The 15,697-nt window shown below is 31.3% G+C and carries 21 protein-coding genes; 10 read left to right on the top strand and 11 right to left on the bottom strand.

Features of this window, described 5'->3' with window-relative positions; translation table 11 throughout:
* Positions 1–6: 6 nt before the first annotated feature.
* The 11 genes from ACKTTR_RS12110 to uvrA all read right to left on the bottom strand — a co-directional run bounded on the left by ACKTTR_RS12110 (position 7) and on the right by uvrA (position 7,062).
* Positions 7–225 carry a hypothetical protein gene (locus tag ACKTTR_RS12110; protein ID WP_408028095.1) on the bottom strand — a complete coding sequence of 73 codons (219 nt, stop codon included), beginning with the start codon at positions 223–225 and terminating at the stop codon, positions 7–9.
* Positions 226–255: 30 nt separating this feature from the next.
* Positions 256–492: a hypothetical protein gene (locus ACKTTR_RS12105; protein ID WP_408028094.1), complete on the bottom strand. Its 237-nt coding sequence runs from the start codon at positions 490–492 to the stop codon at positions 256–258.
* 11 nt (positions 493–503) lie between these two features.
* Positions 504–695, bottom strand: coding sequence for a hypothetical protein (locus ACKTTR_RS12100; protein WP_408028093.1), 192 nt, complete (start codon positions 693–695; stop codon positions 504–506).
* Between the two features lie 5 nt (positions 696–700).
* On the bottom strand, positions 701–859 hold the full coding sequence (locus ACKTTR_RS12095; RefSeq protein ID WP_408028092.1) for a hypothetical protein: 159 nt from the start codon (positions 857–859) through the stop codon (positions 701–703).
* Positions 860–878: 19 nt separating this feature from the next.
* Positions 879–1,043, bottom strand: coding sequence for a hypothetical protein (locus ACKTTR_RS12090; RefSeq protein ID WP_408028091.1), 165 nt, complete (start codon positions 1,041–1,043; stop codon positions 879–881).
* 19 nt (positions 1,044–1,062) lie between these two features.
* The gene (locus ACKTTR_RS12085; protein ID WP_408028090.1) at positions 1,063–1,227 is read right to left on the bottom strand and encodes a hypothetical protein; all 165 of its coding nucleotides are present in this window, start codon (positions 1,225–1,227) and stop codon (positions 1,063–1,065) included.
* A 15-nt stretch (positions 1,228–1,242) separates the two neighbouring features.
* Positions 1,243–1,398 (bottom strand): hypothetical protein, encoded by a 156-nt coding sequence (locus ACKTTR_RS12080; RefSeq protein ID WP_408028089.1) that lies wholly within the window; start codon positions 1,396–1,398, stop codon positions 1,243–1,245.
* A gap of 3 nt (positions 1,399–1,401) precedes the next feature.
* Positions 1,402–1,584, bottom strand: coding sequence for a hypothetical protein (locus tag ACKTTR_RS12075; protein WP_408028088.1), 183 nt, complete (start codon positions 1,582–1,584; stop codon positions 1,402–1,404).
* Positions 1,585–1,699: 115 nt separating this feature from the next.
* Entirely contained in the window at positions 1,700–3,298 is a 1,599-nt protein-coding gene (locus ACKTTR_RS12070; RefSeq protein ID WP_408028087.1) for a vitamin K epoxide reductase family protein, read from the bottom strand.
* 118 nt (positions 3,299–3,416) lie between these two features.
* Entirely contained in the window at positions 3,417–4,100 is a 684-nt protein-coding gene (locus tag ACKTTR_RS12065; RefSeq protein ID WP_408028086.1) for a DNA-binding response regulator, read from the bottom strand.
* A 136-nt stretch (positions 4,101–4,236) separates the two neighbouring features.
* The gene (gene uvrA, locus ACKTTR_RS12060; protein ID WP_408028085.1) at positions 4,237–7,062 is read right to left on the bottom strand and encodes an excinuclease ABC subunit UvrA; all 2,826 of its coding nucleotides are present in this window, start codon (positions 7,060–7,062) and stop codon (positions 4,237–4,239) included.
* A 99-nt stretch (positions 7,063–7,161) separates the two neighbouring features.
* Between uvrA and ACKTTR_RS12055 the strand changes: the two genes are divergently transcribed.
* The 10 genes from ACKTTR_RS12055 to hpf all read left to right on the top strand — a co-directional run bounded on the left by ACKTTR_RS12055 (position 7,162) and on the right by hpf (position 15,686).
* Entirely contained in the window at positions 7,162–7,986 is an 825-nt protein-coding gene (locus ACKTTR_RS12055) for a class I SAM-dependent methyltransferase (RefSeq protein WP_408028084.1), read from the top strand.
* On the top strand, positions 7,986–8,213 hold the full coding sequence (locus ACKTTR_RS12050) for a PspC family transcriptional regulator (RefSeq protein ID WP_099214064.1): 228 nt from the start codon (positions 7,986–7,988) through the stop codon (positions 8,211–8,213). Before ACKTTR_RS12055 ends, ACKTTR_RS12050 begins: the two co-directional genes overlap by 1 nt.
* Complete coding sequence (locus ACKTTR_RS12045; protein WP_408028083.1) at positions 8,210–9,214, top strand: potassium channel family protein; 1,005 nt, start codon at positions 8,210–8,212, stop codon at positions 9,212–9,214. Before ACKTTR_RS12050 ends, ACKTTR_RS12045 begins: the two co-directional genes overlap by 4 nt.
* Positions 9,214–10,113, top strand: coding sequence for an SDR family oxidoreductase (locus tag ACKTTR_RS12040; RefSeq protein WP_408028082.1), 900 nt, complete (start codon positions 9,214–9,216; stop codon positions 10,111–10,113). Before ACKTTR_RS12045 ends, ACKTTR_RS12040 begins: the two co-directional genes overlap by 1 nt.
* A gap of 87 nt (positions 10,114–10,200) precedes the next feature.
* Complete coding sequence (locus ACKTTR_RS12035; RefSeq protein WP_408028081.1) at positions 10,201–11,817, top strand: alanine/glycine:cation symporter family protein; 1,617 nt, start codon at positions 10,201–10,203, stop codon at positions 11,815–11,817.
* Positions 11,818–11,829: 12 nt separating this feature from the next.
* On the top strand, positions 11,830–12,729 hold the full coding sequence (locus ACKTTR_RS12030; protein WP_408028080.1) for a helix-hairpin-helix domain-containing protein: 900 nt from the start codon (positions 11,830–11,832) through the stop codon (positions 12,727–12,729).
* A gap of 31 nt (positions 12,730–12,760) precedes the next feature.
* Positions 12,761–13,927 (top strand): acyl-CoA dehydrogenase family protein, encoded by a 1,167-nt coding sequence (locus tag ACKTTR_RS12025; protein ID WP_408028079.1) that lies wholly within the window; start codon positions 12,761–12,763, stop codon positions 13,925–13,927.
* 266 nt (positions 13,928–14,193) lie between these two features.
* Positions 14,194–14,391: a 30S ribosomal protein S21 gene (gene rpsU, locus ACKTTR_RS12020; RefSeq protein WP_028892869.1), complete on the top strand. Its 198-nt coding sequence runs from the start codon at positions 14,194–14,196 to the stop codon at positions 14,389–14,391.
* An 84-nt stretch (positions 14,392–14,475) separates the two neighbouring features.
* Positions 14,476–15,363: a tyrosine-type recombinase/integrase gene (locus tag ACKTTR_RS12015; protein WP_408028078.1), complete on the top strand. Its 888-nt coding sequence runs from the start codon at positions 14,476–14,478 to the stop codon at positions 15,361–15,363.
* Between the two features lie 14 nt (positions 15,364–15,377).
* Positions 15,378–15,686 carry a ribosome hibernation-promoting factor, HPF/YfiA family gene (hpf, locus tag ACKTTR_RS12010; RefSeq protein WP_408028077.1) on the top strand — a complete coding sequence of 103 codons (309 nt, stop codon included), beginning with the start codon at positions 15,378–15,380 and terminating at the stop codon, positions 15,684–15,686.
* Positions 15,687–15,697: the final 11 nt, after the last annotated feature.

Genomic DNA, 15,697 nt, shown 5'->3' with positions numbered 1-15,697 from the left:
AAAATATTATATAGGGTAATCACCAAAACAAGAAGCAGGTGTTCCTTCATACACTCCGGGTATGTCTCCATTTGGACATAATGATTGACAATCTGTTGTGTATTTTGTTGAATTTAAATAACAGAAGCATTTACATCTTGGATCAGGCATTGGTTGCCCCCCATTAATTTGTTTTTGCTGTGTTTTATCCAAAACGTTGCCTAAGGTTAAAACTTGTTTTTTCATAAAAAATATATTAATTTTTATATTGGTTAGTTAGCAGCCTGTACAGCTTATACCGCCATTAGGGCAAAATTGCCATGGTCCTGTACAGTTATTATCACCAGAGCCATCACTGCCTCCATCATTTACGTAACAGTATATACCCTCACAATATTGGCCTGATGGGCAATTACCTTGGCCGTCACAAAAGCCTACAGCTCCGCCACCATTAATTAATTTTTGAGCTGTTTTATTAAGTGGTTTTCCTAAATTTAGAATTGATTTTTTCATAATTTGTTTAGTTAAATTATACTTCCATCACACAAATATCCTGTGCTACCTTGATCACCAAATAACTGACACCATCCAGCAGTATTACAGCAATAGCCACTACCACATTGGTAATGATTATCACACTGCTTTTTACCTCCGTTAATCTGCATTTGTTTAATTCTATTTAGAGGTTCACCTAAGTTTAAAATTGATTTTTTCATTTTTTTTAGTCTAAAATGAAACTACAATATATTTCGGCGCAATGTGGACCATAATCTTCACATACACGGTCTTTGTTTGTATCACACATTTTTCTACCTCCATTAATTTGGGTCTGTTGAGCTTTATTTAAGGGGGTACCTAAGTTTAAAATTGATTTTTTCATAATTTTAGTTTTTAATGGTTTAAAAAGGATGAGGACCTAAAGTACAATATGTTTCGGCACAGTGATCTCCTATATCTTCACATATACGATCTTTATTGGTATCACACATTTTTCTACCACCATTAATATTGATTTGTTGAGTTTTATTTAAGGGGATACCTAAATTTAGGATTGATTTTTTCATAATTTTAGTTTTTAATGGTTTAAAAAGGATGAGGGCCTAAAGTACAATATGTTTCGGCACAGTGGTCACCTATGTCTTCACATATACGGTCTTTATTTGTGTCACACATTTTTCTACCACCATTAATATTGATTTGTTGAGCTTTATTTAAGGTTTTACCTAAGTTTAAAATTGATTTTTTCATGATTAAGTTTTTTGGTTATATGATAAAACTACAATGAAATTCTGCACAGTGTACTCCATAATCCTCACAGATACCGTCTCTGTCTTTATCACATTGTTTTCTTCCTCCGTTAATATGCATTTGTTGTGTTTTATGTAAAACTTTTCCTAAGTTTAAAATTGAGTTCTTCATAATTTATATTATTATTATACATCTATTATTTTCACATCTAAAAGCAGAAGAAGGAAGTGGGTCAAATGCTGTTTTATTATATTCATCTGCACATTGTTGAGGTGTGCAAGTTCCGTTTCCGCCATTAATACGGGCTTGTTCCGCTTTTTTTAAAGCTTTACCTAAATTTAGAATTTGTTTTTTCATAATTAAAATATTAAGGTTACTTTTGCGGCGAACATTTAAAGACACTCACCAATGTGTCTATTCTTCGCGAGAGAATTTTGTTCAAAAACGCAAAGCCCTTTTTAGGGCTTTGTTTTTATGCTGTTTTTAATGAAACATTAGAAGTTTGTGAGTTTTCCTCCAAGTCTTCAATAAATAATATTAAATCAGTTCTGTTATATTCTTTTGGAAAAGACTTTCCGTTTACTAAGATTTCAGGAGTAAAGTTGATAGCATTTTCCGTACACCAATTCTTCTCTTTTTCTAACTCTAAAGTATAGGTTTCTTTGTTAAAACACTCTCCCCATTTTTTTAACCAAACAGCAGGTTTTTGTCCTTCATAAATAGCATCCATGGCTTGGAGACATTCTTTCTCTCCTTGTGTATTGTAAATTTCTATGAGCCTACTAGTAATTTTAACAACATCACTATTCTTGTCTTCTACATTTACATTAAATCTTACTTTAACTTTTACATTATTATGATATCTTTTAAGGATTTCATCAACATGAGCGTGAACAGGTTTACAATGCCCACAAAAAGGATTGGTAACTATTGTTATTTCAAGGTTGGAGTTAAGGTTTCCAAAAATGATTTCTTTACTATTAGTTAATTGAGTGTCAAGTTGAGGTGACTTTTGTAATAAACTATCAAATAGCGCATAGTTTCTTTTAAATTTTACACTTGCTATCTTTTCTTTTTTGAGCTCTTGAACTTCAGTGAATAAAGGTTTTATGTAACTCCAGGTTAGCCAAGTAAAAGAAGCTATTAAACCTAAAGTAACAAAATCACTAAGTATAAAAGTATTAATGTAGTTGTTTGTTAATACAGGAGCTAATGCTTGTAACCAAAGCACACCAACAATACTTAAACACAAAAGGCACCACTTTTTTACTACTGCGTATTGGTAGTATAAAGAATATAATGTTATAGGTATTGCAAGTAAACTAATAGTATATGAAATTACAGGATTAGAAATTTGAGTAAAAGTTAAAAGAGATAATCCTATAAAATAAAGCATACTAAAATCGCTTAATTTATATCCTTTTAAAATTTCAGCACCTTTAGAGGTTAATACAGCATCACAATCTTTTTTATCATCAGTTCCTGAACAAAAAGCATCACCAATAGAAGTTTTTAATCCAAGTTCTTGTTTTATAATTGCTACACTAATAACAGCACCTGTTATAGAAAGTAAGAAATAAAAAGTGTTGTACCATGAAGTTGAATTGTTAAAAACAAAAAATAAAGCAAAAACAGTAAGTAGAGAAAAACCGATAGTTTTAACTAATTTGGAGTTGCTTTTGGTTGTTTGATAGTCTTCAGTTTCTTCAACAGCAACAATAATTCCTGTGAATTTATTTAGAAATTTACTTTCAGTAAGGTTTGTTTTTTTATTTTCAGAATCGTAAATTATATAATCTGACTTCTTTCTTTCTACTACAATCAAATCTTGACCATAATCACTATTTATTTGAGCAATAAAACAGTCGGGGAGTTGAGAAAGTGTTTCTGAATTAACAGGAACATCGGCCGCAACATTTTCAATATTAAAATGATCTAAAACTCCTGTAATTGCATGTAAACTAGGATAAGAAGGATGGCTTTGAATTTGAAAAGCTAATTCTTCTTTGTCAAAAGAAATACTATTTTTCTTAAGTAATTTTTGTACTAAATTGATTAATGTGTCTTTCAAAAGTAAAAAGGTTTTTAAGGATAGCTATTTTTAATCTTCCCAAAGCTATGTGTTGATAATTGTTTTTTTATAAAAAAAACCATAAAAAAAGTATGGGGAAACCGTAATTTTCATTTTTTTAAATAAAGCCCTTCTCTTTGGCTACCAATATTAACTCTCTGTCTCCTTTAGCTTTAACATTGAATATTTTTTTTAAATGTCGTTTTCGCTTTTCAATACTAGCCGCAGAAAGTGGTATGTAATTAGGCATGTCTTTCATTTTAGAACCTAATGAAAGTTCATATAGAATTTGTCGGTCTATTGAGTCTATAGAAAAATTATTTGATACTTCTTTTCTTAAAAGACTTAAAACAGTTTTGCTATAATAAGGAATATTGTTTGTTACATTTTTTATAGCATTCTTCAATTCTTTTGAAGTTAAGTCGCTTTTAACAAGAAAGCCTTCAGGGTTTAAGCTTTTAAAAATGTTATGAATTCTATAATTATCATTGCAATCAGTTGAAACAATAAGCTTTGTGCTAGGTAGTAGTTTCCTAATTAAAAGTCCTAAATCTTCACCGGATAGAATCTTTCTGTTTTTAGCAGGTGAAAGTTTTAAGTCTAAGAGAACAAAGTTTAAAGATGTTTCTTTTTCAATTGTCTTTTTTATAATATCGTAAGCCCCATTACAATTATAAGTAATGTCCGTGTTAAAATTAAAGTTTGGGTTTAATCTAGCTATTTTAGATATTATGTTCTTGTACGTTTCGCAAATAAGCGGGCAATTATCCGCTAATAAGGCAGATTGTTTTTCTTTTCTCATGTTTAAATAATTTCGGGGGAATACTATTTAATTGATTCTTTTACAAAAAATCAGCTCATAAATTTATATAAACTAATTTAAAATCAAAAAAAATATGTGTAAAATAAATTATCTATTAATGAGAAATGTTGTTATCTTACTTTTTTAACTCTTTTTTTAAGAATTTTGCTGTGTAGCTTTTTTTGTGTTCAGAGACTTCTTCAGGAGTTCCGAAAGTTAATACTTTACCACCTTTTTTACCACCCTCCATACCTATATCAATAATATAATCGGCGAGTTTAATTACATCTAAGTTGTGTTCAATAATTAAAACAGTATTTCCTTTATCTGCTAACTTATTTAAAACATCCATCAACACACGAATATCTTCAAAATGAAGTCCGGTTGTTGGTTCATCTAATATATAAAAGGTATTTCCTGTATCTCTTTTTGATAACTCTGATGCTAATTTAATACGTTGTGCTTCTCCACCAGAAAGTGTGGTGGACTGTTGTCCGAGTGTAATGTATCCTAAACCAACATCTTTAATTGTTTTTAATTTTCTATATATCTTAGGAATATGTTCAAAAAATGCTGTAGCTTCGTTAATCGTCATTTCTAAAATATCAGAAATTGACTTTCCTTTATAACGAATTTCTAGAGTTTCTCGGTTAAAACGTTTTCCTTGACAAGTCTCACATTCTACATGAACATCTGGTAAGAAATTCATTTCTATTACACGAACACCACCACCTTGGCAGGTTTCACAACGTCCGCCTTTTACGTTAAAACTAAAACGACCTGGTTTATATCCTCTGATAGAGGCTTCTGGGGTTTTTGCAAATAAACTACGTATTTCACTAAACACTCCAGTATAAGTAGCAGGGTTTGAACGTGGAGTTCTGCCAATAGGAGACTGGTCAATATCAATTACCTTATCAATATGTTCTAAACCTTCAATTTTTTTGTAAGGCATCGGTTTTTTAACTGCTCGATAAATATGTGCGTTTAAAATAGGGTAGAGGGTTTCATTTATTAAGGTAGATTTTCCGCTACCAGAAACACCTGTGACACAAATCATTTTTCCTAAAGGAAATTCAACGGAAACATTTTTTAAGTTGTTTCCAGAGGCTCCTTTTAATGAGATTGTTTTTCCGTTTCCTTCACGACGCTTTTTGGGAACCTCAATTTCTTTTCTTCTAGATAAATAGTCAGCAGTGAGAGTATCATGACTTTTTAACTCGTCAAAGTTGCCCTCGCTAACAATTTCTCCTCCATGACGACCAGCACCAGGACCAATGTCTAAGACAAAATCAGCATTCTTAATCATGTCCTCATCATGTTCAACAACTAAAACAGAGTTTCCAACATCACGAAGTTTAATTAAAGAGTCAATTAATTTTTGATTATCACGTTGATGTAAACCAATACTAGGTTCATCTAAAATATATAAGACACCTACAAGTTGTGAACCTATTTGTGTTGCAAGTCGAATACGTTGTGCTTCTCCACCAGAAAGAGATTTTGAGGTTCTATCTAATGTTAAATAATCTAAGCCAACATCCAATAAAAACTGAATGCGTGTGCGAATTTCTTTTAAAATTTCAGAAGCAATAGTTAATTGTCTTTCAGACAGTTTTTTATCAACTTTTTGAAACCAACTAGCTAACTCTAACACATCCATTTGGGCTAAATCACTAATGTTTTTATCAGTGATTTTAAAATGAAGTGCTTCTTTTTTTAAACGCTTTCCGTCACAAACTGAACAAGTAACTTCATCCATAAAACCTTTTGCCCAACGTTTAATGGAAGTGCTTTCTGAGTTTTTATATTGATTCTCAATAAAGGCAATGATACCTTCAAAATCAATCTCATAATTCCTGGTAACTCCAGCAGTTTTTGATTGGATTTCAAATTTTTCTTTTCCACCGTGAAGAATAATCTCCATAGCTTCTTTTGGAATACTTTTTATAGGGTCGGTTAACTTAAAGCTATAACGTTCAGCAATAGTTTGAAGCTGTTTAAAAATCCAACTATTTTTTTGTTCACCTAAAGGTGCAATTCCTCCGTTTTTTATAGAAATACTATCGTCTGGAATTACTTTTTGATGGTTTATCTCGTTGGTAATTCCTAGTCCGTTGCAATGTGAACAAGCTCCTTTTGGTGAATTGAACGAAAAAGTGTTTGGTTCGGGGTTAGGGTAAGCAATTCCAGTAGTAGGACACATGAGTTCACGACTAAAATAACGAGGTTTTTCATCATCAACATCGATTACCATTAAAATATTATCACCCGTGTACAACGCAGTTTTAATAGTATCTTCTAGGCGTTTTTCAGCAGTGTCATTCACAGCCAAACGATCAATAACTACTTCGATGTCGTGCGTTTTATAACGATCAAGTTTCATACCTTTTTCAATCTCTCGAATCTCTCCATCCACACGAACACGAACAAAACCTTGTTTAGAAATTTGTTCGAATAATTCACGATAATGCCCTTTTCTTGATTTAATTAATGGAGCAAGAATGGCAATGCGTTTTCCGTCAAAATCTTTTAAAATTAATTTTCTGATTTGTTCGTCAGAATAACTTACCATTTTTTCACCTGTATTGTATGAGTAAGCATCTGCTGCACGAGAAAATAGTAAACGAAGGAAATCGTAAATCTCAGTAATAGTTCCTACAGTAGAACGAGGACTTTTGTTTGTTGTTTTTTGCTCAATAGAAATTACAGGAGAAAGTCCGTCTATTTTATCAACATCAGGTCTTTCTAAGCCACCCAAAAACTGACGTGCATAAGCTGAGAAAGTTTCAATATAACGACGTTGTCCTTCAGCATATATGGTGTCGAAAGCTAAAGAAGATTTTCCACTCCCGCTTAAACCAGTAATTACAACTAGCTTTTCACGAGGAATTTTAACATCAATATTTTTTAAATTATGAGCTCGGGCTCCGTAAACTTCTATGTATTCTTGTTCTTTCAAAGTGAGGATTTTACCAAAAACAGCAAAGTTACCAAAACCAAATTTATTTTGAAGTAGTGATTGTCAACAAATAAACTGAAAGTAGTATCTTGCGTATTAATGAGTGGTTTAGGTATAGAAATACACGAAACAGCGTTTGTTACATCAATATTTAGGTCTTTAAACGAAGGTTTGAGTAAGGATGTATATGCAAAACTTTGGAATAATTCTAGAACGAATGTTTTAGTGAAAAAATATCTTGACCAAGTTTGTTTAGAAGAAGTGTCAGCGCATTGTTTGAGAAATAGATTTTTTCTTGAAGAGATTGAAAGGCTGAAACCAGAAGTTCTTATTAATTTTGGATCAGGTTTTAGTATGTATCCTTTTCTATTGGATAAAAATATAGTTAATATAGAAATAGATAAGAAAGAGATTGTTGATTATAAAAACGAAAAAATTAAAGAGCTTCAAAATCAAGAAAAGTTACCAAAAAGAACAATCCATTTTATAGGAGTTGATTTTAATGAGGATTATGTAGAGGGCTTACTTAAAAGAATTAAAGCGATTAAAAAAAATAAAACCTCATTTATTTTAATAGAAGGAGTGTTGTTCTTTTTATCAAGAAAAGACACTGATAAGCTTTTTGATTTCTTTTCAGTTTTGCAGGGAAAAGGAGATTATATAGGAAGTGCTTCATTTCAAAAAGGTTTAAAAAAGTCAGAAGGATTTAAAAAATTACTCGACTTTTGTAATAAAGAAATGGTGAAAACTGAAGCATCAGATTGGCAGACGATTGAAGATGATTTTTATAGAGAAAGTAAAAGTTATGAATTAATAAATGATCAAAATTACTTTAGTCTTTCCCAAAAATATAATAACGAAGTGAAGTTAGAAAAAGATTTAATTTTAAATGAGAATTTTTATATCTTGAAAAAAATAGTGTAATGAAATTTATCCATTCTGTACGACATTTTTTTGAACGACATGGTTTTAATGTATCTTCTAGATTTGCAGACCGTTTAGGTATGCGAGCTACCAACGTACGTCTGTTTTTTATATACATATCGTTTGTAACAGTAGGTTTGTCTTTTGGCTTGTATTTAACCATGGCGTTTTTACTGCGTTTAAAAGATATGATTTATACTAAAAGAACTTCTGTTTTTGATTTATGATAAACACTGTATTTAAGTCAAGATTATATAAGGCAATAACTTATTCTGTACTGATCGTTTCGGTGGGGGTGTTAGGTTATATGGTATTCTTTGGGTACTCTCTAATAGATGCTTTATATATGACAATTATAACCATTAGTACCATTGGTTTTGGAGAAGTGCATCCGTTTGGTACAGGAGAAAAGCTATTTACTATTGGGCTGATAATATCTAGTTTATTTATTTTTGGTTATGCGGTTTCTTCATTTTCAGAATATTTAATTAGCGGACAATTTTTCCATCAACTAAAAGTAAAAAAAGTGCAAAAACAAATAGAACAATTAGAAGGGCATACCATTGTGTGTGGTTATGGAAGAAATGGTAAACAAGCTATTTCAAAATTAAAGAATTATAAGAAGAAAATAGTGATAGTTGAAAAGTCTGATGGGATAGTGAGGCAATTAGACGAAAAAGGAGCGCTAACTATTCAAGGAGATGCTACACTTGATGAAACTTTATTAAGAGCAGGTATAATGAATGCTAAAAACTTAATAACTGCGCTACCTTCTGATGCTGATAACTTGTTTGTGGTATTAACAGCAAAACAACTAAATAAGGATTGTAAAGTAATAAGTAGAGCGTCAAAAGAAACTTCGTATAGTAAATTAAAAATTGCTGGAGCAGATAATGTGATAATGCCTGATAAGTTAGGGGGGTCACACATGGCTTCTTTAGTGGTTACTCCCGATGTTATAGAGTTTGTTGATAGATTAACTATAGAAGGTGAAACTACTGCAAATTTAGAAGAGGTTGCTATTAATGGTTTGCCTGAAAAATATATTGATAAGACAATTCTAGACTTAGATTTACGAAAGAAAACAGGATGTACAGTAATAGGGTATCGAACTCCTGATAAAGATTATATTATTAACCCTGAAGCTTCGGTGAAATTGGAAGCAGGAGGGAATTTAATTGTTTTAGGACGTCCTGAGCAAATAGAAACGCTTAGAAGAATTTTTTAATGAAGAAAGTTGTTGTAACTGGAAGTAATGGTTTACTGGGGCAAACTTTAGTAAATCTATTATTAGAAGAGAAAGAAAAGTATCAGGTTGTAGGTTTTTCAAGAGGGAAAAATAGAAGTGGAAGAGATGACTTCGATTATGTTTCAATTGATATTACAGATGAATCTTTGTTTTATGATAAACTTTCGGAGTACAAGCCAGATGTTATTGTTAATACAGCAGCAATGACAAATGTTGATGCTTGTGAAACCAATAAGGTAGCTTGTGATAAGTTAAATGTAGATGTAGTCCAGTATTTAAAAAACTATTCTGAAGAAAATAAAACTCATTTAATCCATATTTCAACCGATTTTATATTTGATGGTAAAGCTGGTCCGTATAAAGAGACTGATACACCTAACCCATTAAGTTATTATGGGGTTTCAAAACTGAAATCAGAAGAAATTTTAACAGAATCTACGACAGATTACACTATTTTGCGCACAATACTAGTATACGGAAAAGTATATGATATGTCTCGCAGTAATATAGTTTTATGGGTAAAACAAACGTTGGAAGAAGGGAAAGAGATAACTATAGTAAACGACCAGTTTCGCATGCCAACCTATGCAGAAGATTTGGCGTTAGCATGTAAAATATCAATAGATAAAAGAGCATTAGGAGTTTTTAATATATCATCAAATACATTGTTGAGTATTTACGATATTGCACAGCAAATAGCAGAGGTTTTTAAGTTAGATAAAAACTTGATAAAACCAATTTCTACAGCTATACTTAATCAAAGAGCAAAACGACCAGCTATAACAGGTTTTGATTTGTCTAAAACAAGAGAATATCTGGGGTTAAACCCAAAATCATTTCAAGAAGATTTACAAAAATTTAAAGAAAAACTAACGTAAAAACTATATTTAACAACGAAAACTTGTTGTAAGTACATTTTTTTATGATATTGCGGGCTACTAATTCAAAATCTAATCATACAAATCATGAATAAAAGACTACTAACGTTGCTTTTTACTTTAGCACCAATGTTCACTTTCGCATTTGAAAGTACAACAGAAAAAATAGATTCAATCTTTAAAGATTATACAGGGTGGTTTGTAAACGCAATATTTTATGAAATTCCTTTTTCAGAAAATTTTAAGATACCTTGGGTATTAATAGTTTTAGTAGGTGGAGCGGTGTATTTTACGTTGTATTTTAAGTTCATCAATTTTGTAGGGTTTAAAACTGCAATTCAAGTTGTAAGAGGAAAGTATGAAGACATTGAAAAGCATGGAGTAGATACATTGTATGGAGATCAAACTCCTGGAGGAGATGTTTTTGAAACTATTCGGGATGATTCGGCAGACGGTGAGGTTTCTCACTTTCAAGCTTTAACAGCTGCACTATCTGCCACGGTAGGTTTAGGTAATATTGCAGGTGTTGCAGTAGCTTTGTCAATAGGTGGTCCGGGTGCTACTTTTTGGATGATATTAGCAGGGTTGTTAGGGATGGCCTCTAAATTTGCCGAATGTACTTTAGGAGTTAAATATAGAGATGTAGATGAAGACGGAGTAGTGTATGGAGGTCCAATGTATTATTTAACAAAAGGTCTTAAAGAAAAGGGTGTTGGTAAATTAGGTAAGATCTTAGCGGTCTTATTCGCTATTTTTGTTATTGGAGGTTCTTTTGGTGGAGGAAATATGTTTCAAGCTAATCAAGCTGCAGCTCAATTTACTAAACTTTTTGACTTGACAGGACCTAATGCAGGGTTGTATTTTGGATTAGTAATGGCTGTTTTAGTAGCAATAGTAATTATTGGGGGTATTAAAAGAATAGCTTCGGTAACTGAAAAAGTGGTTCCTTTTATGGCTGGAATTTATGTCTTAGCAGCAATCATTATTTTATTTGCAAACTTTACGTTGATAGATGATGCTTTTGGGTTAATTTTTGAAGGTGCTTTTTCAGGGTTAGGTATAGCAGGTGGTCTGATTGGAGTTATGATACAAGGTATTCGAAGGGGAGCCTTTTCTAATGAAGCAGGTGTTGGTTCAGCTGCAATTGCGCATTCAGCAGTTCGTACAAAATATCCTGCAAGTGAAGGTATCGTAGCATTATTAGAACCGTTTGTTGATACGGTTGTTATTTGTACAATGACAGCTTTGGTTATTATTATAACGAATTTTGATGGTCAGTTTATGCAGTATGGGGTTCCAATTAAAGAAGGTGTTGAATTGACAGCTGTAGCTTTTGATTCTGTAATACCTCATTTCTCAGTTGTGCTAACAATTGCTGTAATACTTTTTGCTTTTTCAACAATGATATCATGGTCTTATTATGGTATGCAGGGTTGGAAATTTTTATTTGGTAAAGGAAAAATAACTGATTTAGTATATAAAATTTTATTTTTATTTTTTGTTGTTGTTGGAGCATCTATTAGTTTAGGAGCAGTAATTGATTTTTCAGACGCAATGATTTTTGCAATGGTGGTTCCGAATATTATTGGAGTAGTAATGTTGTCACCGGTAATAAAAAAGGAATTGACTAAATATATGAATGCGATTAATAAGAAAGAAGAAGCGATCGAAGATGGAGCTGTAGATGTTACAGAGCATATGTAAAATTAACTACGAATGAAAATATTTAAACCCCATTTCTGGTATAACAAACGCCAAAGAAATGGGGTTTTCTTTTTGTTACTTGTAATAGTTGTTTTACAACTTATATATGTATATGTAGATTTTTCTTCAGGAAAAGTGGAGGGCATAAATAAGAAAGAGTTAGTAGCTTTTCAAAATACTATTGATAGTTTGGGAAGAATTGAATTGGGTAAAAGAAAACCAAAATTATATTCATTTAATCCAAATTATATAACAGACTTTAAAGGTTATCAACTAGGGATGTCAGTAGAGGAGATTGATAGATTACATAATTATAGAAAACAAAATAAATGGATTAATTCAGCTAAAGATTTTAAACAAGTAACAAAAATATCTGATAGTCTATTGAATAGGATAGCTCCTTATTTTAAATTTCCAGATTGGGTTGTGAAAAAACAAAACCAAAAGAAGGAAAGTAAAAGAGAGTTAGGTTTAATTGAAAAACATACATATAATAAGGAGTATAAAATTTCTACTAATGATATTAATAAAGCCACTCAACAAGACTTTGAAACTATTAGTGGTGTGGGAGAAGTGTTATCTTCTCGAATTATAAAGTATAGAAAGAAATTGCAAGGATATTCATTCTCAAAACAATTATATGAAGTTTGGGGTTTAAATAAAGTTGTAGCAGACAAAGTCATGCAAACCTTTAGTGTAGTAAAAAAGCCAACTATTAAAAAAGTAAATGTAAATACAGCTAAGTTTAAAGAAGTATTGAAAAATCCTTACGTCAATTATGAGTTATGTAAAAAGATTTTTGAATATCGAGATGAAGTAGCAGAATTACAAGATATATCAGAATTAAGAAATATTAAAGATTTTCCATTAAATAAATACGATAGAATAATCTTATATTTGGAAGCAAAATAAGCAAACAACAAAATTTAATAAACAAACCACTATGAATAGTATGTACTTTACCGAAGAGCATGAAGCCTTTCGTCAGAGTTTTAGAGATTTTTTACAAAAAGAGGTAGTTCCTCATATAGATAAATGGGAGAAAGAAGGTACGGTAGAGCGTTTTATCTGGAAGAAGTTCGGTGAAATGGGGTACTTTGGTTTAAATCAACCAGAAGAATATGGAGGGTTAGGTTTAGATCTTTTTTATACTGTTATTTTTTTAGAAGAGCTACAAAAAATAAACTCAGGAGGTTTTGCAGCTAACATGTGGGCACATGCTTATTTAGCAATGACACATGTAAATAAAGAAGGAGATGATCGAATAAAAAAAGAATACTTAACGCCTAGTATTGAAGGAGATAAAATAGGTTGTTTATGTATTACAGAACCTTTTGGAGGAAGTGATGTAGCAGGAATGCGTACTACAGCAATAAAAAAAGGAGATACATATGTACTTAACGGTTCAAAAACGTTTATCACAAATGGAGTATATTCTGATTACTTAGTAGTGGCCGCCAAAACTAATCCTGAGGATAAGCATAAAGGAATGAGTATTTTTATCGTTGATAGAGATGCTCCAGGAATATCATCAACTAAGTTAGATAAATTAGGTTGGAGAGCTTCAGACACTGCTGAAATAGCATTTGATAATGTGGTAATACCTGCTGAAAACTTAATGGGAGAAGAAGGTAAAGGATTTCCATATATAATGCAGCACTTTGCTTTAGAAAGATTAGTAATGGGAATCAATGCCCATGCGCGTGCGGAATATGCTGTTGATTATGTAGTACAATATATGAGCGAACGTGAAGCTTTTGGAAAAACACTAGATAAATTTCAAGCCTTACGTCATAAAGTAGCGGAAATGGCTAGTAGAGTAGATATGTGTAGAGAATATAACTATTCAATAGCAAAACGTTTAAATGATGGTATTTATGTGGTAAAAGAAGCAAGTATGAGTAAACTATTATCTACTAAAATGGCTGATGAGGTTATATACGATGCTTTACAATTACTAGGAGGTTATGGTTATATGGAAGAGTATCCAATGGCGCGTTTATTACGCGATAGTCGATTAGGACCAATAGGAGGGGGTACTTCAGAAATCTTGAAAGAAATTATTGCAAAAATGGTAATCGATAAGAAGGAATATAGGCCAGCTACATAATGTATTCCTTTTGTAAAAAGGATTCTTGATAAGAAAGAATAATAACTTACATATAGGTTCTTGATAAATATATAAGTAAAAATCCTGCTTTTGCAGGATTTTTATTTGTTTCATTTTAAACTAAAAAGAAATAAAATAATGTATTTTTAAAGAATACTTTGTATCTTTGCCGTCCAAAATGAAATAAAATAATATAATTAATTGATATACTGATTGTTGTCGATTTTTAAAGATATAGAAACTACGATGAAAGGAGGTGCAAAAATATGTTAATCATTCCAGTTAAAGAAGGAGAGAATATCGATAGAGCGTTAAAACGTTATAAACGTAAATTTGATCGTACAAAAACGATGAAGCAATTACGTAACAGAAAGCAGTTTACTAAGCCATCTGTAGCAAAACGTGCTCAAATGATTAAAGCATCTTACGTTCAGAGATTAAGAACTCAAGAAGAAGTAGGATAGTAATCATCCTAAAAAGTGTAAAAAACCTGTATTGATATCAATACAGGTTTTTTTTGTATCTTCAATTAATAAATAAGATAGATAATGCTAATAGAAGCTTTTTTAGAGTATTTAGAATTTGAGAAAAAGTATTCAAAAAATACAATTCAAGCATATAAAACAGATTTAATAGCGTTTAAAGATTTTTGTGAGGTTGAGTTTGATCAAGAGGATTTAGAGAGTATTCATTACAATCAAATTAGAACATGGATTGTTAGTTTGGTGAATGCTAATGTGTCAAATAGAAGTGTGAATAGAAAAGTAAGTTCTTTAAAAACTTTTTATAAGTTTCTGCAAAAAATAGGAGAAGTAACAGTGAATCCGCTTTCAAATCATAAGGCGTTAAAAGTTCAAAAAAAAATACAAACCCCCTTTGATCAAAACGAGGTAGAAGAGGTTTTAAGACTAATAAAAGAGGGTTCAGATTTTGAATCGGTAAGAGATAGATTGATTGTAGAAATGTTGTACTCAACAGGAATGAGAAGGGTTGAGTTAATAAATGTTAAAGAAAAAGATATAGATCATACTAGTAAAACAATAAAAGTTTTAGGAAAAAGAAGTAAAGAAAGGTATGTAACAATCTTGCCGTCAGTATATAAAACTTTACAAGAATATTTAAGGCAAAAAAGAGGAATTGAAGAAGTTGATTTAGAGGTGCTTTTAGTAACTAAAAAAGGCGTTAAAATTTATGAAACTCTTGTTTACCGAATAATAAATTTGTACTTTAGTAGGGTGTCAACAAAAGCAAAAAAAAGCCCTCATATATTAAGGCATGCTTTTGCTACACATTTACTTAATAACGGTGCGTCGTTAAATTCGGTTAAAGAATTACTAGGGCATTCAAGTTTAGCCTCTACCCAAGTGTATACGCACAATAGCTTGGAACAAATAAAAAAAGTGTATAATAAGGCTCATCCTAGAGAGTCAACTTAAAAGATCGAAGAATTATGAAGGTATTCACGCAATCAGTAAATTTCTCAGCAGACAAAAAACTAATAGACTTCATTGAGAAAAAAGTAGGAGGATTAGAAAAGTTTCATGATAAGATCGTTGATGCAGAAGTGTTTTTGAAAGTGCAAAAAACGAGTGAAAAGGAAAACAAAATAACTGAAGTAAAAATTAATATACCTGGAAGTGAATTAATAGTAAAAAAACAAACTAAAACCTTTGAAGAGGGAATTAGCGTATCTGTTGAATCGTTAAAAAGACAGTTGCAAAAATCAAAAGAAAAATCAAAGGATGCCTTAGTGTCATAAAAACGATAAAA

Origin of the sequence: Tenacibaculum litoreum, assembly GCF_964513915.1 — a bacterium.
Taxonomy (GTDB): domain Bacteria; phylum Bacteroidota; class Bacteroidia; order Flavobacteriales; family Flavobacteriaceae; genus Polaribacter; species Polaribacter litoreum.
The sequence above is the reverse complement of the archived record's forward strand: the minus strand, read 5'-3'. Positions and strand labels throughout refer to the sequence as shown.

Bases quoted from the DNA above. Each gene is read 5' to 3' on its own strand.
- ACKTTR_RS12055 (WP_408028084.1), top strand. From the start codon at position 7,162: ATGAGTGGTTTAGGTATAGAAATACACGAAACAGCGTTTGTTACATCA.
- ACKTTR_RS12040 (WP_408028082.1), top strand. From the start codon at position 9,214: ATGAAGAAAGTTGTTGTAACTGGAAGTAATGGTTTACTGGGGCAAACT.
- ACKTTR_RS12105 (WP_408028094.1), bottom strand. From the start codon at position 492: ATGAAAAAATCAATTCTAAATTTAGGAAAACCACTTAATAAAACAGCT.
- ACKTTR_RS12080 (WP_408028089.1), bottom strand. From the start codon at position 1,398: ATGAAGAACTCAATTTTAAACTTAGGAAAAGTTTTACATAAAACACAA.
- ACKTTR_RS12045 (WP_408028083.1), top strand. From the start codon at position 8,210: ATGATAAACACTGTATTTAAGTCAAGATTATATAAGGCAATAACTTAT.
- ACKTTR_RS12030 (WP_408028080.1), top strand. From the start codon at position 11,830: ATGAAAATATTTAAACCCCATTTCTGGTATAACAAACGCCAAAGAAAT.
- ACKTTR_RS12015 (WP_408028078.1), top strand. From the start codon at position 14,476: ATGCTAATAGAAGCTTTTTTAGAGTATTTAGAATTTGAGAAAAAGTAT.
- ACKTTR_RS12085 (WP_408028090.1), bottom strand. From the start codon at position 1,227: ATGAAAAAATCAATTTTAAACTTAGGTAAAACCTTAAATAAAGCTCAA.
- ACKTTR_RS12065 (WP_408028086.1), bottom strand. From the start codon at position 4,100: ATGAGAAAAGAAAAACAATCTGCCTTATTAGCGGATAATTGCCCGCTT.
- ACKTTR_RS12035 (WP_408028081.1), top strand. From the start codon at position 10,201: ATGAATAAAAGACTACTAACGTTGCTTTTTACTTTAGCACCAATGTTC.
- ACKTTR_RS12025 (WP_408028079.1), top strand. From the start codon at position 12,761: ATGAATAGTATGTACTTTACCGAAGAGCATGAAGCCTTTCGTCAGAGT.
- hpf (WP_408028077.1), top strand. From the start codon at position 15,378: ATGAAGGTATTCACGCAATCAGTAAATTTCTCAGCAGACAAAAAACTA.
- ACKTTR_RS12110 (WP_408028095.1), bottom strand. From the start codon at position 225: ATGAAAAAACAAGTTTTAACCTTAGGCAACGTTTTGGATAAAACACAG.
- ACKTTR_RS12090 (WP_408028091.1), bottom strand. From the start codon at position 1,043: ATGAAAAAATCAATCCTAAATTTAGGTATCCCCTTAAATAAAACTCAA.
- ACKTTR_RS12095 (WP_408028092.1), bottom strand. From the start codon at position 859: ATGAAAAAATCAATTTTAAACTTAGGTACCCCCTTAAATAAAGCTCAA.
- ACKTTR_RS12050 (WP_099214064.1), top strand. From the start codon at position 7,986: ATGAAATTTATCCATTCTGTACGACATTTTTTTGAACGACATGGTTTT.
- ACKTTR_RS12100 (WP_408028093.1), bottom strand. From the start codon at position 695: ATGAAAAAATCAATTTTAAACTTAGGTGAACCTCTAAATAGAATTAAA.
- rpsU (WP_028892869.1), top strand. From the start codon at position 14,194: ATGTTAATCATTCCAGTTAAAGAAGGAGAGAATATCGATAGAGCGTTA.
- ACKTTR_RS12075 (WP_408028088.1), bottom strand. From the start codon at position 1,584: ATGAAAAAACAAATTCTAAATTTAGGTAAAGCTTTAAAAAAAGCGGAA.